Genomic DNA, 22,707 nt, shown 5'->3' with positions numbered 1-22,707 from the left:
CACGAGGCACGAGAATACACATGGCTACTCTCGAAATCAACGATCTTCACGCACGAGTGGCGGAAGAGGGCGGCGAACGCATCCTTCGCGGGGTCGATCTGACCGTCGAGTCCGGGGACATCCACGCGCTGATGGGTCCCAACGGCTCGGGGAAGTCGACGCTGGCGAAGGTTATCGCCGGCCATCCGGCCTACGAGGTGACCGACGGGTCGATCACGCTCCACCTCGAGGAGTCGGATGTCGACGACATCGACGCCGACCTCGACGAGGACGACTACAGCTGGGAGCTGCTCGACCTAGAGCCGAACGAGCGCGCCGCGCTCGGGATCTTCCTCGGCTTCCAGTACCCCGCCGAGATCGAGGGCGTCACCATGACGAACTTCCTCCGACAGGCCCTCAACGCGAAGGCCGACGAGCGCGAGGAGCTGTTCGAAGACGAGGACGAGGAGGAGGCTGCCGAGGCCGACGACGACGAGGGGTACGAGACCTCCCCGATGGAGGGGCCCGCGGACGACGGCGAGATCGGCGTCGCCGAGTTCCAGGAGATCCTCTCCGAGAAGATGGAGCTGCTCGACATGGACGAGAAGTTCATGCAGCGCTACCTCAACGCCGGCTTCTCCGGCGGCGAGAAGAAGCAGAACGAGGTCCTCCAGGCCGCGATGCTGGAGCCGAGCGTCGCCGTGCTCGACGAGATCGACTCCGGGCTCGACATCGACCGCCTGAAGGACGTCTCGAAGGGGATCAACGCGCTCCGCGACGAGCAGGGCACGGGCATCCTCCAGATCACCCACTACCAGCGCATCCTCGACTACGTCGAGCCCGACCACGTTCACGTGATGCTCGACGGCGAAGTCGTCAAGAGCGGCGGCGCGGAACTCGCCGAGAAGCTGGAAGACGAGGGCTACGACTGGGTCCGCGAGGACGCCTTCGAGGCGGCGTAACCGAATGCGGGCACGCGACACACGTAAACACGGGAATCCGTAACAACACACTATGAGTTCACAACAGGACGACCTCAAGGAGACAGACACCGAAGCCCGCTTCGAGTTCAAGAAGGAGGAGAACTCCGCCTTCAAAAGCGAAAAGGGGCTCACCGAGGAGACGGTCCGCGTCATCTCGGAGGACAAAGACGAACCGGAGTGGATGCTGGAGCGGCGCCTGCGCGCGCTCGAGCAGTTCCAAGAGATGCCGATGCCGACCGACTGGCCCGGGCAGCCGGACCTTTCGGAGGTCGACATCAACGAGATCGTTCCGTACATCCGACCGGACATCGACAAGCGCGGCGGCGCCGACAGCTGGGAGGACCTCCCGGAGGAGATCCAGGACACCTTCGACAAGCTCGGCATTCCGGAGGCCGAAAAGAACGCGCTCTCGGGCGTCGGCGCGCAATACGAGTCCGAGATCGTCTACCAGAACATGCAGGAGCGGTGGGAGGAGAAGGGCGTCATCTTCTGTGACATGGACAAGGCGGTCCAAGAGCACGAAGAGATCGTCCGCGAGCACTTCATGACGAAGTGCGTCCCCCCGAGCGACAACAAGTTCGCGGCGCTTCACGGCGCCATCTGGTCGGGCGGCTCGTTCGTCTACGTGCCGGAGAACACCACCGTGGAGATGCCGGTCCAGGCGTACTTCCGGATGAACTCCGAGGGGATGGGTCAGTTCGAGCACACGCTCATCATCGCCGAGGAGGGTGCCGAGGTCCACTACATCGAGGGCTGTTCCGCGCCGAAGTACTCGGCGTTCAATCTTCACTGTGGCGGCGTGGAAGTGTTCGTCGATGAGGACGCTCACGTCCAGTACTCGACCGTCCAGAACTGGTCGAAGAACACGTACAACCTGAACACCAAGCGCGCCATCGCCGAGAAGGGCGGGCGCATGGAGTGGATCTCCNGCCTCCGACAACCACATCACCATCGCCTTCGCGGGCGAGGGGCAGGACATCGACACCGGCGCGAAGGTGTACCACAACGCGCCGGACACCAAGTCCACGGTCGAGTCGAAGTCGATCGCGAAAGACGGCGGCCGCACCAACTACCGCGGGCTCGTCCACATCGCGGACGGCGCGGAGAACTCCTCGACCGCCGTCGAGTGCGACGCGCTGATGTTCGACAACGAGTCGACCTCCGACACGATGCCGTACATGGAGATCAACGAGTCGAAGGTCGACGTCGCCCACGAGGCGACCGTCGGCAAGATCGGCGACGAGGACATCTTCTACCTCCAGTCGCGCGGNGGGTTCATCGAGCCGATCACGGAGGAGCTGCCGATCGAGTACGCCGTCGAGCTGAATCGGCTCGTCGAGCTGGAGATGGAAGGGTCGCTCGGATAACATGAGCACGCAAGCAATCGAGAGCCTCTCGGAGGACACGGTACGACGCATCGCCGACGAACGCGACGAGCCCGAGTGGCTCTTGGAGACCCGTCTGAACGCGCTTTCCGCGCTGGAGACCGCGGACCTGCCCGACGTCATCCAGACGCCGGGCCGCCGCTGGACCGACTTGGAGGCGCTGGACTTCGAGTCGCTCGTCGACCCGCTGAACCAGGCCGACGAGACCGAGCGGACCGCGGGCGACGACGAGGTCGTCGTCCTGCCGTTCACCGAGGCGCTCGCCGAGTACGGCGACGTCATCGAGGCGAATTTCGGTAGCGTCCTCGACCCCGAACACAACTACCTGACGGCGCTTTCGGTCGCGCTGTTCACCACCGGCACGTTCGTCTACGTCCCCGAGGGCGTCGACGTCGAGGACGTGACAGTGCGCGCGGAGATGAACTCCCGCTCGCTGTTCAGCCAGACCCTCGTCGTCGCCGAGGAGTCGTCGTCGGTGACGATCCTCGAGTCGATCACGACCGGCGACGCCGAGGTCGACGACCGCTACTTCTCGAACCTCGTCGAGGTCGTCGCGGGCGAGAACTCGAACGTCCAGTTCGGCTCGCTCCAGAACCTCGACGACGACTCGTACACCTACTCGCTGAAGCGCGGCGTCACCGGCACGTACGCGACGGTCGACTGGATCGAGAGCAACTTCGGCTCGAAGCTCACCCGATCCGACATCGAGACCGAACTCAACGGCGACGGCTCCGAGAGCCAGATCGTCGGGACGTTCTTCGGCACGGAGGACCAGCACTTCGACATCAACGCCCGCGTGTGGCACCAGGCGGAGCAGACGACCGCCGACCTCGTCACCCGTGGCGTGCTCGACGACGTGGCGCGCTCGGTCTACGAGGGCGTCCAGGACGTCGGCGAGGACGCGTGGAACACATCCAGCTACCAGCGCGAGAACACGCTGATGCTGTCGGACGACGCCGAGGCCGACGCGTCGCCGAAGCTGATCATCCACAACCACGACACCGAGGCCTCCCACTCCGCGACCGTCGGACAGGTCGACGCCGAGGACCTGTTCTACCTGGAGAGCCGCTCGATCGACTCGCGGACCGCACGGAACATGCTCGTCGAGGGCTTCTTCGTGCCCGTCCTCGAGGAGATCGCCGTCGACGAGTTCCGCGACGACGTCCAGGAACTCGTCCTCGAACGGCTCCAGTAGGCCGTCTGGGCGCGCTCGCTTTTCGCCCGTCGAACGGATTTTTCCGTCCTGCCACGCCGCAGAGCGATCGGCGCGCGAGGGGAACCGCTTAAGACCGACGACGCCCGAGTCGGAGGTATGCGAACCCGCGTATCGTGCCGTCTCGGGTGGTCGCGGTGAGCGTGAGCCAGCGGGTCGCCTCCGACGACCAACTCGCGCGGCTGCTCCAGATCGGAATCGTGCTCGAAGAGGTCGTCGAAGCGCGGGCGCACCGCCACTACCAGCAGCTGGACGCCGAACTCGACGCGGAGGTGGAGGCGCTGCTCGCGGACGCGGCCAAGGAGTCGGCCGACCACCGCGAGCGGCTGGAGGCCCTCATCGACGGGCTCGGCGTCGACAGCGTCCCGTTCGACGAGATCGAGTCGCTGGTCGACGCCCGCTACGGGCGGACGCGACCGGAGGACTTCGACGACGTGTTGTACGACCAGCTGTGCAACGAGGAGACGGCGTACAAGTTCTACGACGACCTCATCGAAGCGATCGAGAGCTCCGACGCCGCGTTCTCGATCGACCGCGAGGAGCTGATCGCCACCCTAACCACGATCCGCGACGAGGAGGCCGAGGGAGTGCGCGAGGTCACGGAGGTCATGGAGCGCCGATGAACCGGGCAGACGAGTCGCCGACGAGCGCCGACGGAGGACAGCCGTGAACACCGCAGATCAGTACCTCAAGACGATATACGTCGTACAGGACAGCGAAGACGGCCCCGCCTCGACCGGGTCTGTCGCCGACGCGCTCGGCGTCAGCCCGGCCAGCGCCAACGAGATGATCGGCAAGCTCGAAGAGCGCGGCCTCGCGGAACACGAGAAGTACAAGGGGGTCAAGCTCACCGACGACGGCATCGTCCGCGCGCGAGACGCCCTCCAGACCTACTGCATCATCGAGCGGTTCCTCGCGAACGTCCTCGCGGTCGAGGACTTCCAGGCCGAGGCCCGCGAGCTGGAAGCCGTCATCGACGACACGGTGGCGGAGCGGCTCGACACGATTATCGACCGCCAGCCGGAGTGTCCCGACTGCTTCGACCCAGAATCCGACGCCTGCGCGTGTTTGGAGATCGCGCCGGAGCCGGTCGAGCCGGAACAGCAGTAGAAACGTTCGCGGAAGTTCTCTTCTGAGAAGTTTAGACGCCGGTCGAGTACCGAAGGATACCGGCGATGCCGCCGAACGCGTCGAGCAGCTGTTCGCCCTTCTCGAAGTCCGTGGAGATGAACTTCGTGTCCGTCCCGCGCTGTTCGGCGATGGCCATCAGGTGTTCGATCACGTCTTCTCGCTCCTCGACGTCGGCCGCCTCGCCGCACTCGCTACACTCGTGGTCGGGCGTCGAGTGGCGGGCGTCGAGCACCTCGTACTCCTCGTGGCCGTTGGGGCACTCGTAGACGACGACGTCGGAGCGGAGGTCCTCGGAGATGAGCAGGCGGTCCACCGACCCCATGATCAGGTTCCGGCGGGTCTGTTCGAACCCGTAGGTCGCCTCCTCGCCGGTGTTGAGCTTCTCGAAGAACTCCTCCATGTTGCGTTTGTCCTCGACGATCTCCTGGTCGGCGAGCGCCTCGCTGGCGTTGTCGACGAGGTCTTTCAGGCCGGACTCGTCGGTGTAGGCTACGTCGAACTTGCCGAGCACCTTGTCCTGCAGCTCGTGGTGGAGGTAGTCGCCGTCGAGGAACTCGTCTTTCGTCGGCGAGGGGCCGCCGACGAGGATGCCGTCGAGCTCGTGGCGCTTGTCGACGAACAGGTCGTCGGCCATCCCCGCGACCTCCTGATAGAAGTTGTCGATGGCCTCCAACCGCAGGCGAGCGAACCGCTGTGCTGACTGACCGCCCTTCCGCTGTTTGCCGGGGACGAGCGAGGAGGCGGACTTGACGGGGACGACGCGTTTCCCCTTCAGCCAGCCGACGTTCGCCTCGCGACGGTCCAAGACGATGAGCCCGAACAGCCCGGAGTCTTCGAGCATGTGTTCGAGCGGCTCGGTGAGGAACTCCGAGTCGCAGTGGTAGCGGAACGACTCGACGGGCTGCGGGGGCGACTCCAGCGTCCGGGTGACCATGTCGGTCTGACCGCCGCCCGCGTCGATGGCGCCCGAGAAGATCACGATCCCGTTCTCGGGCGGGAACGTGTCATAGTAGCGCAGTCGGTCCTTGATCGACGTTAGCGCGTCTTGGACGGCGGTCCGGGTCTGCTTCGATTTGATGTTCGACGCCTCGCTGTGTTCCTGCGTGACGTGGGCGACCACGTCGGAGATCTGCCGATCCTCGGGGATGTAGATGGTGACGAGTTGGGTACCGGAGCCCTCGAAGTCTTTGAGCTCTTCGATGACCTTGCGGAACTCGTACTTCCGGCGGTCCGCGTTCGCCTCCTGTGCGTCGCTACTCATTGTCCGAAATACGGTCGCGTGCGTGTAAGTAATCTTTGACCTGTCGATACGGCCGGAAGCGTCCGTCTCGCCGCCTTACATCGACTCCGGGGCCTCGACGCCCAACACGTCGAGCGCGTTCGCCATCGTGTGCTTCGCGGCCGCGACGACCGCGAGCCGAGCGTCGCGCAGCGCGTCGCTCTCGGCGGTGACGACAGGACACTCGCGGTAGAAGGCGTTGTACGCGTCCGCGAACTCGCGGGTGAACGTCGCGATCGTGTGCGGTTCGAGGTCGTCCGCGGCGGCCTCGATCGCCGCCGGGAAGCGCGCGACCTCGCGGAGGAGGTCGCGGGCCGCGTCGGTTTCGAGCGCGCCCGCGTCCACGTCGAGGGCGTCGGGGTCGACCGCGCCGTCGGCGCCTTCCGTCACGCCGGGCACGTCGATTCCGGCGGCCGCGGCCTCGCCGAGGATGCCGGCGCAGCGCGCGTGGACGTACTGGACGAACGGCGCGGACTGCGCCTCGAAGTCGAGCGCGTCCTCCCACTCGAAGGTGATCGCCTTCGCGGGCTGCTTCGAGACGATGTCGTACCGGACCGCGCCGATCCCGACCTGATGGGCGATGCGCTCGACGTCCTCGTCGGTGAGGTCGTCGTCGCGGATGCGGTCGTCCATCCGGGACTCGACGGCGTCGCGGGCGCGGTCGATGGCCTCGTCGAGGAGGTCGTCGAGCATCACGCCCGTTCCCTGCCGGGTCGACATCTTCCCGTCGGGGAGGTTGACGTACGAGTAGATGACGTGGCCGAGGCGGTCGGTGTCGTTGCCGAGCAGTTCGAGCGTCGCGTCGAGCTGGTCGGCCTGCAGCTTGTGGTCCTCGCCGAGGACGGTGACGGCGCGGTCGTAGGTGTCGAACTTCCACTCGTGGTGCGCCAGGTCGCGGGTGGTGTAGAGGCTCGTGTCGTCCGAGCGCAGGAAGACGAGGTTCTTGTCGATCCCCCACTCGTCGAGTTCGAGCTGCCACGCGTCCTCCTCGTAGACCGCGTGGTCGGTCTCCTTCAGCCGCGCCGCGATGTCGTCGGTCGAGCCGTCGCGCATGAACCGCGTCTCCTTGACGAACTCGTCGAACTCGGCGGGGAGGCGGCCGAGACACGCCTTCATCCCGCCGAGGACGGCGTCGACGACCTCGCCCACGCGCTCGTAGGTCGCCTCGTCGCCGGCCTCCAGCCCCTTGAGGATCGACTGGATCTCTTCCTCGGCGGCCTCGACGTCGTCGGCGTCGGCCTCCTCTAAGAAGGCGTTCCCCTTGCGGTAGTAGCGCACGAGGTCGTACTCGGCGCGGTCGCGGGCGGGCTCCGAATCGAGGTCGCCCTCGTCGAACCGCTCGTACGCCCACGTGAACACCGCCATCTGGCGGCCGGCGTCGTTGACGTAGTAGTGGCGGTCCACGTCGTAGCCCGCGTACTCTAGCAGGTTCGCGACCGCGTCGCCGACGATGGGGTTGCGCGCGCGGCCGACGTGGACCGGGCCGGTCGGGTTCGCGCTGGTGTGTTCGACGACGACCGAGGCGTCCCGGTCGGGGAGCGCGCCGTAGTCGGCGTCGACGGCGGCCGCGTCGAGGGTGTCCGCGAGGTAGCGCTCGTTCGCGTGGAAGTTTACGTACGGCCCGGCGGTGTCGACGCTCGCCACGTAGTCGGCGTCGGCGACCGACACCGCCTCGGCGACGGTCGCCGCGACGTTCGGCGGCGCGTCGCCGACCTCGCCCGCGAGCCGGAAGGCGACGCTGGAGGCGAGCGTCGCGTCCATGTCATCCGGCGGGCGTTCGATACCGAGGTCGTCGGTCGGGAGGTCGAGCTCGGCGAGCGCGTCCGCGAGCGCCGCCTCGACCGCCGACCGGAACTGCCTGAACATACCGTCCGTTCGACGGGCGGGTTAAAAGGCCCTTCCGAAGCGGCTCGGCGGCCGAAGGCACGGATCGAGCCGCGAGCAATATCTCCACGGGAAACGCACCGCGTTGTGCGCAATAGCCGTCCGTATCGCTCCGGTGACGCCGGCGCCTTCTGCCGGTTATCGGGGCGGTTTCGGCGGTCGAACGATCCGGACGGCGTTCGGGAACCCCTCCGGTTCGCCTGCGGAGAAACCTACTCCACGATCTCGTCGATCAGCTGTCGGGCCGCCCGCCGGACCGCCGCGTCGCTCTCGACCGACGGCTCCCAGCCGAGGTCGGCGAGCTTCGCGATCGACAGCCGCATCTTCGGCACGTCGCCGGTCCAGCCGCGGTCGCCGCCGGTGTAGGCGTACGCCGGGTCGGCGCCCAGTTCCTCGCTCACGATGTCGGCGATGTCGGTGACGGAGGTCGTCGTCCGCGTCCCGAGGTTGTACACGTTGTACGCGTCGTCGGCGTTCTCGACGACGTGTTGGATCGCGTCGACGCACTCGGAGACGTGCATGTACGACTTCTCCTGCCGGCCGTCGCCGAGTATCTCCAGTTCGGTCGGGTCGTCGTCGAGCTTCTCGATGAAGTCCGGGATCACGTTGCCGCGCTGGCGCGGCCCGACGATGTTCGCGAAGCGGAACACCCACGACTGGACGCCGTAGGAGTGCGCGAACGTCGAGATGAGCGCCTCGTCCGCGAGCTTCGACGAGCCGTATATCGAGATCGGTTCGAGCGGGCCGAAGTCCTCGGGCGTCGGCCGCGGCGCCTCGCCGTACACCGTCGACGAGGAGGTGAACGCGAGGCGGTCGACGCCGACCTCGCGCATCCGTTCGAGGACGTTGTACGTCATCTCGGTGTTCTCCTCGAAGAGGACGCGGTCGTCGTCGTAGTTCGTGTCCGTGTACGCCGCGAAGTGGAAGACGATATCGAGGTCGTCGGTGACCGCGCGGGCGACGTCGTCCGGGTCGGTCACGTCTGCCTCGACGAACTCCGCGCCGTCGGGGACGCGGTCGCGGGTCCCCTTCGAGAGGTCGTCGGCGACGCGGACGGTCGCGCCGCGGTCGAGCAGCGCGGCGGCGAGGTGACTCCCGACGAGGCCGGCGCCCCCGGTGACGAGGACGCGCGAATCGGCGATGTTCATACCGGTCCGTCGGCGCTCGCGGATAAGTACGTGTGGAATCGGGACGGAAACGGCGGCGGGGTCCGACTACAGGTTCTCGAACGCTGCGTCGACGAGTTCGCCGGTCTCGGCGACGATGTCCGCCATCTCGTCGCCGTCGGGCGCCATCCCCACGAGGCGGGCGATGCGCATGATGGAGACGTGGTAGACGCGCTGCGTTCCGGGTTCCTCCTCCCAGACGACGACGTTGCACGCCATCAGCGCGCCGAGCTTGTTGTCGGTCGCGTCGAGGGCGCGGTCGGCGACCTCGGGGTTACACGCGCCCAGCACGTAGTAGGGGTCGCGGCCCGCGTCGACCTTCTCGTTGAGCATCTCGGACGGCGAGAACTCGACGGGCACGCCGAAGCCCGCGTCGGTGAAGGCCTCGCGGACGTGTTCGATCGCCTCCTCGTGGCCCATCTCGAGCGTCGTCTGGGCTTCGCCGATGTCGTCGGGATCGATCTGGCTCGGGTCGATTGGGAGCGTCATTCGTGTACCGTCTTGGGCCTACGTAACAAAATCTCTTCGGATAGCACGCGGTGAGAGAACCGAAGAACCAGCTGAAACATCACGAGGCGGCACGTGGGGGATATAGTATTGCTATAAATGCGCAATACAACTAAACCACCGGGGAGCGAACGTGAACTCATGGTCGACGACACGGGAGCGGCCCGCCCGACGACGACCGGCGACGACGCTCCCGCCGAGTACGTGCGGGCCGACCGCGGGGCGCTGGTCTCGCTGGCCCTCGATCTGCTCGCGGTCGACACGTCGAACCCGCCGGGCGACACGCGCGAGATCGCCGCCGTGATCGAACGATTCCTCGACCCGCTTCCGGTCGCGGTCGAGCGGTTCGCCGCCGACCCGGCGAAGCCGAACCTCCTCGTGCGAGTCCCCGGCGAGTCCGATCGCACGCTGCTGTACAACGGGCACCTCGACACCGTGACGTTCGATGCCGACGCGTGGACGCGGGACCCGCTCGGCGAGTGCGTCGAGGACCGCGTCTACGGCCGGGGCGCGACCGACATGAAGGGCGCCGTGGCGTCGATGCTGTTCGCGATCCGCGCGTTCGCCGCGACCGACACGGAGCCGCCCGTCGACCTCCTGTTCGCCTTCGTGAGCGACGAGGAGGTTGGCGGCGACGCCGGGCTCCCGGCGCTGCTCGACGCAGGGCTGCTCGACGCGGACGCGTGCGTGATCGGTGAGCCGACCTGCGAGGCGGGCCGCCACTCCGTCACGGTCGCGGACCGGGGCAGCATCTGGCTGACGCTCGAAGCGGAGGGCGAGGCGGCGCACGGGTCCCGGCCGACGCTCGGCGTCAACGCCGTCGACCGGCTCTACGACGCCGTCGAGACCATACGCCGGCGGTTCGGTTCCTGTCTCTTATACACATCTCTGANCCGCTCAGAGATGTGTATAAGAGACAGCGCGGGACCTGTTCCGGTACCCGTCGATCAACCTCGGCGTCTTCGAGGGCGGCGACGCGGTGAACGCCGTCCCGAGGTCCGCGCGCGCCGAGGTCGACGTGCGCCTGACGGCGGGCATCCACACTCCCGACGTGCTCGCCGGGATCCGCGAGTGCGTCGCCGACTGCGAGGGGATCACGGTCGCCGACGTCTCCTGGAGCGTCGGCACCGCCGAAGCGCCGGACAGCCCGCTCGTCGAGGCCGTCGCGTCGACGGCAGCGGCCGTCACGGGGGACCGCGTCTTCCGGCGGAGCGCCACGGGCGGCGGCGACGCAAAGAAGCTCCGAACCGCCGGAATCTCGACCGTCGAGTTCGCGCTCGGGACCGACACGCCTCACGCCCCCGACGAGTACGTCCCGGTCGACACACTCGTCGACAACGCGGTCGTCTACGCCCGGCTTCCGGCGGCGTGGCTATCGGAACCCGACCCGTAGCGGTCCGCGAACGGGCGGGAAGGGGTGTCTCACCAGCCCTCCCGCGACGGGTGAGAAAGAGTTGGATAGAGAAACACCACAAATATGTACATAACGTACAATACTAACGCGGCGAACGGACGCTCCCGCGGAGACGACGAGAGCGACTCGGCGGCCGTCGGCGGCGACCGACGCCGTCTCTCGTACGGCCCGCCGGACGACGACGGAACGGCCGCGCGCTGACGATGGAGCGGTTTCAGAACACCGGCCAGCCCGACTGGGACTGGTGGGGGAAGCTCTGGCCGACGCCGGGCGCGACGCTCCGAGACCTCGGGATCGGGGCCGGTCAGTCGGTCGCCGAGGTGGGGTGCGGGAGCGGCTACTTCGCGCTCCCGGCCGCCCGGATCGTCGAGCCCGCGCCCGTGTACGCGGTCGATCTGGACGCGGCGCTGCTCGACGAACTCGGGTCGCTCGCCGAGCGACAGGCGATCGGAAACGTCGTCACGGTCCGCGGTGACGCCCGAGACCTGACCGAACTCCTCCCGGAGCGGGTCGACGCGCTCGTCGTGGCGAACACCTTCCACGGCGTCGACGACCGGCCCGGGTTCGTCGAGGAGGCGTTCGAAGCGATCGAACCCGGTGGCAGCCTGATCGTCGTCAACTGGCGCGACCGTCCGCGCGAAGCGACGACCGTCGGGGGTGAGCCCCGGGGGCCACCGACGGAGCTCCGGATGCCCCCCGAAGAAACGGAAACGGCCGTCACCCGGGCCGCGCCGTTCGATTTCGACAGGCGGGTCGATCTGCCGCCGTATCACTACGCGCTCGTGTTCGATCGGTAGGCGCGCGGCTACGGCGCGACCGCCACTGCCGCCGAAACCGCCAGCAGCCGAAACCGCCAGCCGCCGAAGCCGGCAGCCGCCGAAAGCGCCGCTACCGCCGCCGCCACGGTCGGCCCGCGACGAGAGATACAGTGTTTTTAGAATAGTGGAATTCTCGCACAACACTAATACCACACGCCCGCAACTGTCGCGTGTGAGACTATCATGACCGACATCGAACCCGACGACACCGTCGACGCCAGAGGCGCAGCGTGCCCCGGTCCGCTGATGGACCTCATCGGCGCGATCCGGAGCGCCGAGTCGGGCGAGGTCGTCCGGCTCCTGAGCGACAGCGACGGGTCGCTTACCGACGTTCCCGAGTGGGCCGAGGAGGCCGGCAACGAACTGCTCGCCGTCGAGGAGCTTGACGACCACAACGCGTTCTACGTGGAGAAAGCATGACCGAACGCATCGTCATCGTGGGCGGCGGGACCGGCGGATCGGTGCTCGCCAACGACCTCGCGGACCGGCTCGGCCCGGAGCTCGACGCCGGCGACGTGGAGGTCACCCTGATCAACGACGGCCCCGACCACGTGTACAAGCCGGTCTGGCTGTACGTGCCGTTCGGCAAGCGCGAACCGGCGGACGGTCGCCGCGCGCTCGACGAACTCGTCGACGACGCGGTCGACCTCCGGATCGACCGCGTGTCCGAGATCGACACGGATTCGCAGACGCTCCGGTTCGACGGTACCGCGCCGTCGATGGAGTACGACCGCCTCGTGCTGGCGACCGGGTCGACGCTGGAGCCCGAGCAGATCCCCGGGCTCGTCGAGGGCGGACACGACTACTACAGCGAGTCGGGCGCGACCGACCTGCGCGAGGAGCTGCTGGCGTTCACCGAGGGCGAGATCGTGTTGAGCGTGATCGGGACGCCCCACATGTGTCCGGCGGCGCCGCTGGAGTTCGTCTTCATGATCGACGACTGGTTCCGCGAGCGCGGGCTCCGCGAGGACGTCGAGGTCACCTACACGTACCCGATCCAGCGCGTCCACGGGAACCCCCACATCGCCGAGTGGGCCCGCCCCATCATGGAGGAGCGTGACATCGCGGTGGAGACGTTCTTCAACGCAGAGTCGGTCGACCCCGACGCGGAGACGATCACGTCGATGGAGGGGACCGAGCTCGACTACGACCTCCTCGTGTCGATTCCGCCCCACGGCGGCGTCGACCTGATCGAAGAGGCCGGCCTCGGCGACGACGGCTGGGTCGATGTGGACAAGCACACGCTGGAGGCGGAGGCCGCGGACAACGTCTACGCGCTCGGCGACACCGCCGACACGGGCGTCCCGAACGCGGGCAGCGTCGCGCACTACCAAGCCGGCGTCGTCGGCCAGCGTCTCGCGAGCGAGATCCGCGGCCGTCCGGCGACGGCGACGTACGACGGCAAGACGCTGTGTTTCATCGAGACCGGGATGGATTCGGCCTCGTTCGTCGAGTTCGACTACGAGAACCCGCCGTCGCCCGCGCCGCCCTCGGAGAAGCTCCACTGGTCGAAGCTGGCGTACAACGAGGCCTACTGGCTCACCGCACGGGGGCTGCTCTGACCATGTCCGAGACGGAGTCCTCCGAGTCGGCCGACCTCGAAGCGGCGATCGCGGAGAACCCGGAGGCGGTCGCCGCGTTCGTGGCGCGGCTCGACGCGGTCAACGAGCTGCTGGACGTGCTCTCCTTAGGCGAGGGCGCGCTCTCCGACGAGATGGTTCGCGAGCTCTCGGCTACGGGGTCGACGCTCGCGGAGTCCGCCGACGGCCTCGCCACGGACGAGACCGTGGCGCTGGCCGAGACGGTGGGCGAGAACGGCGACGAGTTGCAGGAGGCGCTCGATACGCTGCTCACGCTCCAGCGGAGCGGCACGCTCGACGAGCTGGCGGAGATCGCCGAGGTGGGGTCGCTCGCGACCGCGGCCCTCGACGACGAGATGGTCGCGTCGCTGGCCGGGACCGGCGCCGCGCTCGGCGAGGTGGCGCAGACCGCGGCCGACGACGACACCCGCGACGGCGTCGAGACGCTGCTGAATGGCGTCGGCGAGGCGGAGCGCGAGTCGCCCGAGCGGGTCGGCGCCGTCGGGCTGCTCCGCGGCGTACGCGACCCGGAGGTCCAGTACGGGCTGGGCTACCTGCTGACGATCGCGGGCGCGATCGGCCGCGAGCGCGCCGGGCGCGAGCGAGCCGATCGCGAGCGCACCGCTCCGGAGTCGTAGCGGGAGAACGGTTGTCGGAATCGGAACCGGCGTTCCGGTCGACGGCGGTCAGACCAGCAGCTGGATGTCCGCGTCGGCCATGTCCTGAAGGGCGGTCGCGGCGCCGACGCCCGTGGTGACGCCGTCGTAGAAGTCGTCTTCGTCGTAGTCCATCAGGTCGATGGTCATCTGGCAGGCCTGGAACTCCACGCCCATGTCGAGGCTCGTCTCGAGGAGCTCCTCGATCGTGGCGGTGTCGTTGTCCGCGATCCGACGTTCCATCATCTTCGTCGTGACGCGGTCCATGCCGGGGAGCGCCGCGACGACGTTGGGAACGGGCATGTTCGGGTTGCCGACGGAGCTGAGCTTGAGGTTCTTCGAGCGCTCCTCGTGGAGGATTTCGAGCCCCCAGAACGTGTGGAAGACGGTCACCTCGTAGCCGAACGCGGCCGCGGTGCTGGCGAGGATCAGCGGCGGGTACGCCATGTCGAGCGTCCCCTTCGTGGCGATGATGCTCATCTTCTTGTCGCCGTCGTCGGCGGTGGCCTCCGCGAGCGCGTCCTCGAGTTCGTCGATCCGCGCGGCCAGCTCCGCGCGGGAGGGCGCGTCGGTGGTCGGCGCGTATTCGGTCGACGACGCGTCCGCCGCGTCGGGCGTGTCCGTCCCCATCGTTACTCGGTCTTGCGGACGTAGTGTTTGTACACGTCGTCGCCCTCTGTCTGGTCGACGAGCTCGACGCCCGCGGTCCCGTCGGCCCAGCCGTCGATGTCGCTCATGCTGCCGGGGTCGGTCGCCAACACTTCGAGGACCGCGCCGGCGTCGAGGCCGTCGATGGCGGACTTCGTCTTCACCACTGGCATGGGGCACGATGCGCCTTTCACGTCGAGCGTCTCCGCGATGTCGAATTCGGAACTCATTGTGTATCTGCTCCGGTGTCCGTATTGGAGCTATCGCACAATACCCTTCGGCGGGGTAAAAGATTGTTGGTTCTTGTGAAGAGCGCCAACAATCATATAGCGTTAAACGTATTCAGGCACCTCAAAACCCGGATTAGGCTCGTTAGAGGGATATTGGACGGCCACAGCCGGTGGTAGTATTGTTTAGAAAAAGAAATACTATGAAAATGCTTTTGTGCGTCGGTCCGGTAGAATCGACTGCAAACTATGAACGCCGACGACTTTCCGACTCCGGACGTCGACGTCGACTCCGTCGACCCGGACTCGTTCAAAGACCGAATCGACGCCGGCGAGGAGGTTGCGATCCTCGACGCGCGCATGACGTCCGACTACGAGGAGTGGCGTATCGACGGCGAGAACGTCACGTCGATCAACGTCCCGTACTTCGAGTTCCTCGACGACGAGATCGACGACGACGTGCTCGACCGGATCCCCGACGACCGCGAGGTGACCGTCCTCTGCGCGAAGGGCGGCGCCAGCGAGTACGTCGCGGGCACGCTCGCGGAGCGCGGCTACGACGTCGACCACCTCGAAGACGGGATGAACGGCTGGGCGAGGATCTACGAGGCCGTCGAGGTCGACCGCTACGACGGCGCCGGCACGCTCCTCCAGTACCAGCGCCCCTCCTCGGGCTGTCTCGGCTACCTCCTCTATCACGACGGAGAGGCCGCGATCATCGACCCGCTCCGAGCGTTCACCGACCGCTACCTCGACGACGCCGACGACCTCGGCGTCGACCTGACGTACGCGCTCGACACCCACATTCACGCCGACCACGTCTCCGGGCTGCGCGACCTCGATGCCCTCGGCGTCGAAGGCGTCATCCCCGAGCCCGCGGTCGACCGCGGCGTCACGTACGCCGACGAGCTGACGACCGCCGCGGACGGGGACACCTTCGCGGTCGGCGACGCGACGATCGAGACCGTCCACACCCCCGGCCACACGACCGGAATGACCGCCTACCTCGTCGACGAGAGCCTGCTCGCGACCGGCGACGGGCTGTTCATCGAGAGCGTCGCCCGCCCCGACCTCGAGGAGGGCGACGAGGGCGCCCCCGACGCCGCGCGCATGCTGTACGAGTCGCTTCAGGAGCGCGTCCTCTCGCTGCCCGACGACACGCTCGTCGGCGGCGCGCACTTCAGCGACGCCGCGGAGCGGGCCGCCGACGGCACCTACACGGCGCCGATCGGCGACCTCGTCGCGGAGATGGACGCGCTCACGATGGACGAGGGAGAGTTCGTCGACCTGATCCTCTCGGACATGCCCCCGCGGCCGGCCAACTACGAGGACATCATCGCGACGAACCTCGGTCAGAACGCCGTCGACGACGAGGAGGCGTTCACTCTCGAACTCGGGCCGAACAACTGCGCCGCCAGCCAGGACTCGCTCGCGGGTGACTGACGACGCCGATGGTCGTTGACCCAGTACTGCTGCAGGCTGTCGCCGACCTCTTCCCCAACGGGATCAGCCGGTACGCCGTCGGCGGGCTGCTCGTCGGCCTCGGGACCGTGGTGATCTACGCCGCCACCGGTATCCCGGCCGGGGCGAGCACGTTCCTGGAGTCGACGCTGTCGTACGTCTCCGACCGATCCCGGTTCCAGCGGTACGTCGGCTCGCGGGACTGGCGCCTCGTGTTCACGGCCGGGATCGTCCTCGGCGGGCTCGCGTTCGCCGCGACGGTCCAGTCCGGCGCGGTCACGACCTCGCTGTACGAACCCGGAACGACCGGCACGCTGTACGAGGTCGCCGGCGTGACGCTCTGGGCGACCGACGTCCAGCCGTGGCGGCTGTTCGTCGGCGGTATCCTCGTCGGCATCGGAACCCGGATCGGAAAGGGGTGTACGTCCGGCCACGGCGTCTGCGGCGTCGGATCGGCGTCGAAGACGTCGCTGGTCGGCGTCGCGACGTTCCTGACCGTAGCGATCGGGACCGCGCAGGTCGTCGCGGCGCTGGGGGTGAGTCCGTAGATGGCGGATCGGCATCCCCTGTTCAAGCCGCTGGTGTTCGTCGGCGGCCTGATATTCGGGTTCGGGCTCGGGTTCAGCCACATGGCGCGACCGGAGGTCGTGTTGAACTTCCTCACGTTCGAGGACCTCGGGCTCCCGTTCGTCATGTTCGGGGCCGCGGTCGTCTCCGGAGTCGCGTTCGCGCTGCTCCCGCGGATCCGGGACACCGCACCTCTCACGGGCGACCCCTACGAGCGGCGGCTGAAGCCGTTCGACCGGAACGTCCTCGTCGGCGGCGCCGTCTTCGGCGTCGGCTGGGGGCTCTCCGGCATCTGTCCGGGCGCCGCCTACGCCAGCCTCGGCGTCGGTAACGTCACGATCCTGTGGGCGCTCGGCGGCATGTTCGTCGGCGCGTACGCGCAGGGGTACTGGCGGAGCCGGAGTGAGGCCCGCGACGCCGCCCGAGCGGGCGCGGACTGAGGGCTCGCCACGATGGACCCCGCTTTCCTCGCCCTCTTCGTCGGCGCGGCGCTCGCGAGCCTCTTCATGGCGTGGGTGATCGGTGCCGGGTCGAGCGGCGCGACCCCGTTCGCCCCCGCCGTCGGCGCGAACGCCATCGGGACGATGCGCGCCGCCCTGCTGGTCGGCGTCTTCGGCTTCGCCGGCGCCGTCACTCAAGGTGGCAACGTCTCGGAGGCCGTCGGCAGCGGCCTCGTCGGCGGCATCAGCCTGCCCGTCGCAGGGGTCATCCTCGTGCTCGTGTTGGGTGCGGGGTTGATGGCGGTCGGCATCACGACAGGGATCCCGATCGCGACCGCGTTCACCGTGACCGGCGCGGTGATCGGGGTCGGACTCGCGCTCGGCGGGACGCCGGTCTGGGCGAAGTACCAACAGATCGCCGCCGTCTGGGCGCTGACGCCGCTCGTCGGCGGGGGACTCGCCTTCGCGATCGCGAGCGTCCTCCCGCGTCCCGGCGCGCCCGAACGGTACTGCGTCGCGGCGCTCGCCGGCCTCGTCGGTGCCGTCCTCGCGAACGTCCGGTTCAGCTTCCTCGGCGCGGGGGGCGCCCCGGGAACGGTCCGCGGGCTCGCACAGCGCGCCCTCGCGCTCGACGGCATCGCGTGGGGCGTCGCCATCACCGCCGGCGCGGCGCTGGCGGTCGGGGCCGTCGTCTGGTGGGACGTGCGCCGCGACGAGGCGGGCGGGCTGCGGCGGGTCCTGCTCGCGCTCGGGTCGCTGGTGGCCTTCTCCGCGGGCGGGAGCCAGGTCGGGCTCGCCGTCGGCCCGCTGCTCCCGCTCCTCGACGAGGTGGGGATGGTCTCGGCGACCGCGGTCCTCGTCGGCGGCGGGCTGGGGATGCTCGCCGGCTCGTGGACCGGCGCGCCCCGGATGATCAAGTCGCTCGCGCAGGACTACTCGTCGCTCGGGCCGCGACGCTCCATCTCCGCGCTCGTCCCGTCGTTCCTGATCGCGCAGCTGGCGGTGCTGCTCGGCGTGCCGGTCTCGTTCAACGAGATCGTCGTCAGCGCGATCATCGGGAGCGGGGCTGCGGTGGGCGGACGGAGCGCGGTGGGCGCGCGGAAGATCGGCGTGACGGTCGGCGCGTGGGCGGGCTCGTTCGCGCTGTCGTTCGCGCTCGCGTACGCGACCGCGTTCCTCCTCCTGTAGCTCCGAGGGACGCAGTCCCGCGCGGCAGGGAGTTCAGACCGCCCGGGGCGGCGGGACGAGGAAGACGTTGGCCGAGGCGCGCGCGACGACCTCCTCCGAGACGCTGCCCAACAGGAGCCGTCGAATGCGGCTCCGCCCCTTCGACCCGACGAGGACCGTCGACGGCGTCGTCGCCGCCTCGGCGGCGAGGATCTCTTCTGCGGGGTCGCCGCGGCGGACCTCGGTCCGCGTCTCGATCCCCCACGCCTCCAGCGTGCTCGCCTGCTCGGCCAACCGTTCGTCCGGGTCGACGCCGTCGGTGGGCCCGCCGTCCTTCGGCGACCGGACGTGGACGAGCGTCGCCTCCTCGGTGGCGTGCCGGAGGTACGAGAAGGCGTCGAACGCCCGGTCGGCGTGCTCGGAGAAGTCCGTGGCGAAGAGGATCCGCCTGAAGAGGTGCTCGCGGAGGACGTCCGGGTCGTCGGCCGCGCGCTCGACGCGGTTGACCAAGAGCGGGACGACGGTGGTCCGCGCGAGGTTGCGCGCGGTCGAGCCGATCACGCGGTTCTCCAGCGGACTCTGTCCCCGCGAGCCGACGACCGACAGGTCGGCGCGGACCGTCTCGGCGAGCCCGTTGAGGCGTCGGTGCGGCGTCCCGCGGACCACGTGCGTCTCGACGCCGAACCCCGCGTCCTCGATCACCGACCGGTACCTGTCGAGCCCCCGCCGGCGGCGCTCCTCGAAGTCGACGCCGGGCATCCCGGCGTGGACGTTCGCCGGGACGACCGTGACGAGGTGGACCGTCCGAACGCCGATGCGACCCAAGCAGTCGAGACAGGTTTCGTTCTCGATCGTCGCCTCGCTGGCGGCCGACAGGTCGGTCGCGCACAGGGCTCTCATGGGGACACTTCGGCGAGCGACGACAACACAGTTTTGTTCGGTGGCCGACACTTTCGGCGCCCGCGGCGTCGACCGACCGATCGCCCGGGTTCCGACCCCGTACCTTCGCCGTAAGTTATCGGTACTCCGAACGAGGTTACCGGAATATAGTCTTGTGCTCATAGCCCAAAACCGTTATACCCTCGAAGCAAGTAGGATGAGTTGAGCAGAAATGTGCCAAAGTCGAATTACCGCGTGCGGTAGTCGGAGGGTGAACCGATGGCAGGACTAGAGATTCCGACCTGGGACCCGGAGACGGCCCTCCTGATCGGAGTGATCCTCTTCGAGGCGTTCGTCCTCTACGCCGGCTACGGCGGCCTCGAACGGCTCGTCGGGCCGTACCTCATGGACCTCGTCGTCGGGGGTGACTCGAGTGCTCGATAGCCTCGTCGGCGCCCTCGCCGGGCTCGGCGTGCTGGACACGAGCCCCGAGATGCTCGCGCTGTTCGTCGGGTTCGGCCTCGTCGTCGGGGTCCTGTTCGGGTTCTTCGGCATGGGCGGGTCGTTCCTCGTCACGCCGGCCCTGCTCATGTTGGACTACCCGGCTCCCGTGGCGGTCGGCAGCGGGATGGCGTTCGTCTTCGGGACGGCGGTCATCGCGACCCTGAAACACCACGACCTCGGGCAGGTCGACTACAAGCTCGGCGTGATCATGATCACGGGGACGACGATCGGCATCGAGGCCGGGCGCGCGAGCGTCTACTACCTCGAATCGATGGGGCTCGCCGGCGGCGTCATCAGCGTCGCCTACGTCGTCCTGCTCGGCGGCGTCGGCGCGATGGTCACCCGCGACGCGCTGACGGGCGACGGGGGCGGCGGCGTCGACCACGAGGCGGCCGACAAGGACCTCGACGAGTACGAGATCCCGGAGATCGCGAAGACGATCCAGCGGACCGTTCGGATCCCGCCGATGGTGACGCTCCGCGGCGACGTCCGCGTGTCCGCGTGGGTGATCACGGCCGTCGCCTTCGCGACCGGCGTCCTGTCCGGGTTCCTCGGCGTCGGCGGCGGCTTCATCCGGATGCCCGCGATGATCTACGCGATCGGCGTCCCCGTGCCCGTCGCCGTCGGCACCGACCTGTTCGAGATCGTCTTCTCGGGCGGCCTCGGGAGCTACCTCTACGGCCAGGGCGGCGGCGTCAACCTCGGCATCGTCGCGCCGCTGCTGTTCGGCAGCGCGCTCGGCGCGCGCGTCGGCTCCGCCGCGACCGCCGTCGTCGACTCCGACGAGATCAAGGTGTACTTCGGCGGGATGCTGCTGGTCGGCTCCATCGCCGTGGGTATCGGCGAGGTCGGCTCGTACCTGGGCAACTCGACGCTCGAACTGCTCGGGCTGGTGCTCGTCATCGGCGCGGCGGTCGTCGTCGCCGCCGCGGTGCTGTACACGACAATCACCTCGCTCCGCGTGACGCGGCGGACCGACTCGCGGTCCACGGCGGACTAACCGCGTTCGCGGTCGCGCAGCGTCGCTCGCAGTCGACTTGCTCGCCGTCCCCGACTCCCGGTCCAGCTCACGCGCTTCGTCGCCGCCACTGACTCCCGGTCCAGCTCACAGCCCCTCTTCGCCGCCCTCCTGCGTGAGGATGACGACCATCGAGAGCCCGGAGATGACGAGGAGGATGAGCGTCGGGACGACCGCGTACTGGTAGAGCGCGGTCGACTGCGCGCGCCAGATCTGGGTGACGATCGTGTCGAAGCCGGACGGACGCAGGACGAGGGTGACGGGCAGTTCCTTCATCGTCGTGAGGAACACGAGCGCGGCCCCGGCGACGATCCCGGACCGGGTGAGCGGGAACGTCACGCGGCGGAACGCGCCGGTCGGCGACTCGCCGAGCGTGCGTCCGGCCTCGACGAGCCGGCGGTCGACCTGAAGGATCGACGTCCGGGTGGAGCCGACCGCCTGCGGGAGGAACCGGACGACGTACGCGAAGATCAAAAGCGGCAGCGTCTGGTAGATCCACGGCGCGTACCCGGAGCCGAAGTACACCAGCGCGAGCGCCAACACGATGCCGGGCACCGCGAAGCCGACGTACGTCGCCCGCTCGAACACGACCGCGAGCGGCGAGTCGTGGTTCGCGGCGAAGTACGCGATGGGAATGGCGGCGAGCGCGGCGACGACCGCGGCGGCCGCCGAGACCGACACCGAGTTGAGCACCTGTATCGGCTCGAACGCGAGCGAGGGGCGACGCCCCGCCTCCGAGTTGACCAGCCACAGCCCGAGGATCCACAGCGGCACCAGCAGCGCGAACGCGGACACGCCGGCGGGGAGTAGCGTCGCCGGCCAGCGCAACCGCCCGAGCGACACCCGGTCCTCGGTCTGTCCCGCGTCGTCGCCGCTCGTCTCCCGGTCCGAGCGGACCGCCCACTCCAGAGTGAGCACGAGGACCACCACGACGAGCAGTTGGAGGGAGAGCAGCGCGGCGTAGTCGCGCCCGAACGCGTTGTACTCGACGTAGATCTGCCGGGTGAACACCGGGAGTCGCATGATCGACGGGGTGCCGAAGTCCGAGACCGCGTACAGCGCCGCGAGCAGCGAGCCCGCGGCGATCGCGGGCCGGATCGTCGGGAGCGTCACCCGGCGGAACGCCGCGAGTCGGCCGTGGTTCAGCGTCCGCGCGGCCTCCAAAAGCGTCGTGTCGAACGACAGCAGCGCGGCCCGAGTCGTCAGGTAGACGTACGGGTAGGTGTACAGCGTGATGACGAGGATCGAGCCCCAGAGCCCGGATATCTCGGGGACGCGCTCGACGCCGAGCGGCGCGAGCACCTCGTGGAACTCCCCCTGCGGCCCGAACGCGGAGACGAACGAGAAGGCGCCGACGTAGCTCGGCACGACGAGCGGGAGGGCGACCGCGACCGACCAGAAGCGGCGGAACGGGAGGTCTGTCCGTGCCGTGAGGTACGCGAGGGGCACGCCGATCGCGATCGAGAAGCCGGTGACGCCAGCCATCAGGAGGAGGCTGTTGACGAGTACGTCGGCGGTCCCGGCGCTGAAGAGGAGTCCGAGCGCGCGCTCGCGCTCGACGGCGACCGCCTCGATGACGAGCCACGCGAGCGGGAACACGAGGGTGGCGGCGATCGCCGCGCACAGCAGCGTGAGCCCGATCGGGAGCCTGTCGTCGCCGTCGGTCAGTCGGTCGCGGATCCGGGTTCGCAGAGACATTGTGCGGGGGAGAGTCGAGTTGTCGAGGCGAGGGCGCGCCCGGCGTTAGGGGTTCCGATCGCCCGGCGAGCGCGCTCCGACGGATATATGAATTTAGGGCCAC

22 protein-coding genes and 3 pseudogenes are annotated in these 22,707 nt (G+C 68.4%); 17 read left to right on the top strand and 8 right to left on the bottom strand.

All coding sequences use genetic code 11. The features are described from left to right. Positions 1-20 precede the first annotated feature (20 nt). From C463_RS12985 to C463_RS12965, 5 genes and pseudogenes are all read left to right on the top strand, one after another. Positions 21-941, top strand: coding sequence for an ABC transporter ATP-binding protein (locus C463_RS12985; protein WP_008444501.1), 921 nt, complete (start codon positions 21-23; stop codon positions 939-941). Between the two features lie 52 nt (positions 942-993). Next, a pseudogene (sufB, locus tag C463_RS12980) lies at positions 994-2,329 on the top strand (Fe-S cluster assembly protein SufB). 1 nt (position 2,330) lies between these two features. Next, a complete protein-coding gene (gene sufD / locus C463_RS12975) occupies positions 2,331-3,542 on the top strand; it encodes a Fe-S cluster assembly protein SufD (protein WP_008444499.1) in 1,212 nt (403 codons plus the stop codon). A 155-nt stretch (positions 3,543-3,697) separates the two neighbouring features. Next, positions 3,698-4,183, top strand: coding sequence for a hypothetical protein (locus C463_RS12970; RefSeq protein ID WP_008444498.1), 486 nt, complete (start codon positions 3,698-3,700; stop codon positions 4,181-4,183). 43 nt (positions 4,184-4,226) lie between these two features. Continuing rightward, positions 4,227-4,670, top strand: a complete 444-nt coding sequence (locus tag C463_RS12965) for a metal-dependent transcriptional regulator (protein WP_008444497.1) — start codon at positions 4,227-4,229, stop codon at positions 4,668-4,670. Positions 4,671-4,701: 31 nt separating this feature from the next. Here C463_RS12965 and prf1 read toward each other — a convergent pair whose 3' ends face one another. From prf1 to C463_RS12945, 4 genes are all read right to left on the bottom strand, one after another. After that, positions 4,702-5,952, bottom strand: a complete 1,251-nt coding sequence (prf1, locus tag C463_RS12960) for a peptide chain release factor aRF-1 (protein WP_008444496.1) — start codon at positions 5,950-5,952, stop codon at positions 4,702-4,704. Positions 5,953-6,027: 75 nt separating this feature from the next. Beyond that, positions 6,028-7,836, bottom strand: a complete 1,809-nt coding sequence (gene argS / locus C463_RS12955) for an arginine--tRNA ligase (protein WP_008444495.1) — start codon at positions 7,834-7,836, stop codon at positions 6,028-6,030. Between the two features lie 230 nt (positions 7,837-8,066). Beyond that, positions 8,067-9,002: an NAD-dependent epimerase/dehydratase family protein gene (locus C463_RS12950; protein WP_008444494.1), complete on the bottom strand. Its 936-nt coding sequence runs from the start codon at positions 9,000-9,002 to the stop codon at positions 8,067-8,069. A 66-nt stretch (positions 9,003-9,068) separates the two neighbouring features. Then, entirely contained in the window at positions 9,069-9,509 is a 441-nt protein-coding gene (locus C463_RS12945) for a DUF302 domain-containing protein (RefSeq protein WP_008444482.1), read from the bottom strand. 159 nt (positions 9,510-9,668) lie between these two features. Here C463_RS12945 and C463_RS20210 point away from each other — a divergent pair. From C463_RS20210 to C463_RS12920, 6 genes and pseudogenes are all read left to right on the top strand, one after another. Continuing rightward, positions 9,669-10,397: pseudogene (locus C463_RS20210) on the top strand (M20 family metallopeptidase); the annotation flags it as partial. 43 nt (positions 10,398-10,440) lie between these two features. Then, positions 10,441-10,920, top strand: a pseudogene (locus C463_RS20205) (M20/M25/M40 family metallo-hydrolase); the annotation flags it as partial. A 224-nt stretch (positions 10,921-11,144) separates the two neighbouring features. Continuing rightward, the gene (locus tag C463_RS12935; protein ID WP_008444478.1) at positions 11,145-11,738 is read left to right on the top strand and encodes a class I SAM-dependent methyltransferase; all 594 of its coding nucleotides are present in this window, start codon (positions 11,145-11,147) and stop codon (positions 11,736-11,738) included. A 204-nt stretch (positions 11,739-11,942) separates the two neighbouring features. After that, a complete protein-coding gene (locus C463_RS12930) occupies positions 11,943-12,179 on the top strand; it encodes a sulfurtransferase TusA family protein (protein ID WP_008444476.1) in 237 nt (78 codons plus the stop codon). Further along, positions 12,176-13,321: an NAD(P)/FAD-dependent oxidoreductase gene (locus C463_RS12925; RefSeq protein WP_008444474.1), complete on the top strand. Its 1,146-nt coding sequence runs from the start codon at positions 12,176-12,178 to the stop codon at positions 13,319-13,321. Before C463_RS12930 ends, C463_RS12925 begins: the two co-directional genes overlap by 4 nt. A 2-nt stretch (positions 13,322-13,323) precedes the next feature. Further along, positions 13,324-13,977: a DUF1641 domain-containing protein gene (locus C463_RS12920; RefSeq protein ID WP_008444472.1), complete on the top strand. Its 654-nt coding sequence runs from the start codon at positions 13,324-13,326 to the stop codon at positions 13,975-13,977. A gap of 48 nt (positions 13,978-14,025) precedes the next feature. Here C463_RS12920 and C463_RS12915 read toward each other — a convergent pair whose 3' ends face one another. Together C463_RS12915 and C463_RS12910 are read right to left on the bottom strand one after the other, a co-directional pair. Next, positions 14,026-14,625, bottom strand: coding sequence for a DsrE/DsrF/DrsH-like family protein (locus C463_RS12915; RefSeq protein WP_008444470.1), 600 nt, complete (start codon positions 14,623-14,625; stop codon positions 14,026-14,028). 2 nt (positions 14,626-14,627) lie between these two features. Beyond that, positions 14,628-14,873, bottom strand: a complete 246-nt coding sequence (locus C463_RS12910) for a sulfurtransferase TusA family protein (RefSeq protein WP_008444468.1) — start codon at positions 14,871-14,873, stop codon at positions 14,628-14,630. A 246-nt stretch (positions 14,874-15,119) separates the two neighbouring features. Here C463_RS12910 and C463_RS12905 point away from each other — a divergent pair, with 246 nt between their 5' ends. Genes C463_RS12905 through C463_RS12890 form a run of 4 tightly spaced genes read left to right on the top strand, consistent with a single transcriptional unit; the run spans position 15,120 to position 18,526 of the window. Beyond that, positions 15,120-16,313: an MBL fold metallo-hydrolase gene (locus C463_RS12905; RefSeq protein WP_008444457.1), complete on the top strand. Its 1,194-nt coding sequence runs from the start codon at positions 15,120-15,122 to the stop codon at positions 16,311-16,313. An 8-nt stretch (positions 16,314-16,321) separates the two neighbouring features. Beyond that, entirely contained in the window at positions 16,322-16,879 is a 558-nt protein-coding gene (locus tag C463_RS12900) for a YeeE/YedE family protein (RefSeq protein ID WP_008444456.1), read from the top strand. Further along, the gene (locus C463_RS12895) at positions 16,880-17,338 is read left to right on the top strand and encodes a YeeE/YedE family protein (RefSeq protein ID WP_008444455.1); all 459 of its coding nucleotides are present in this window, start codon (positions 16,880-16,882) and stop codon (positions 17,336-17,338) included. Between the two features lie 12 nt (positions 17,339-17,350). Next, a complete protein-coding gene (locus C463_RS12890) occupies positions 17,351-18,526 on the top strand; it encodes an inorganic phosphate transporter (RefSeq protein ID WP_008444454.1) in 1,176 nt (391 codons plus the stop codon). A 33-nt stretch (positions 18,527-18,559) separates the two neighbouring features. Here C463_RS12890 and C463_RS12885 read toward each other — a convergent pair whose 3' ends face one another. Continuing rightward, a complete protein-coding gene (locus C463_RS12885) occupies positions 18,560-19,405 on the bottom strand; it encodes a universal stress protein (RefSeq protein WP_008444453.1) in 846 nt (281 codons plus the stop codon). 258 nt (positions 19,406-19,663) lie between these two features. Between C463_RS12885 and C463_RS19265 the strand changes: the two genes are divergently transcribed. Both C463_RS19265 and C463_RS12880 read left to right on the top strand, forming a co-directional pair. Next, on the top strand, positions 19,664-19,828 hold the full coding sequence (locus C463_RS19265) for a DUF7512 family protein (RefSeq protein ID WP_008444452.1): 165 nt from the start codon (positions 19,664-19,666) through the stop codon (positions 19,826-19,828). Positions 19,829-19,877: 49 nt separating this feature from the next. Next, positions 19,878-20,888: a sulfite exporter TauE/SafE family protein gene (locus C463_RS12880; RefSeq protein WP_049905933.1), complete on the top strand. Its 1,011-nt coding sequence runs from the start codon at positions 19,878-19,880 to the stop codon at positions 20,886-20,888. A gap of 105 nt (positions 20,889-20,993) precedes the next feature. Here the strand turns inward: C463_RS12880 and C463_RS12875 are convergent, their stop codons facing one another. Beyond that, positions 20,994-22,604 carry an ABC transporter permease gene (locus C463_RS12875; RefSeq protein WP_008444450.1) on the bottom strand — a complete coding sequence of 537 codons (1,611 nt, stop codon included), beginning with the start codon at positions 22,602-22,604 and terminating at the stop codon, positions 20,994-20,996. Between the last annotated feature and the right edge of the window lie 103 nt (positions 22,605-22,707).

The organism is Halorubrum californiense DSM 19288 (assembly GCF_000336875.1).
Classification (GTDB): Archaea; Halobacteriota; Halobacteria; order Halobacteriales; family Haloferacaceae; genus Halorubrum; species Halorubrum californiense.
The sequence above is the reverse complement of the archived record's forward strand: the minus strand, read 5'-3'. Positions and strand labels throughout refer to the sequence as shown.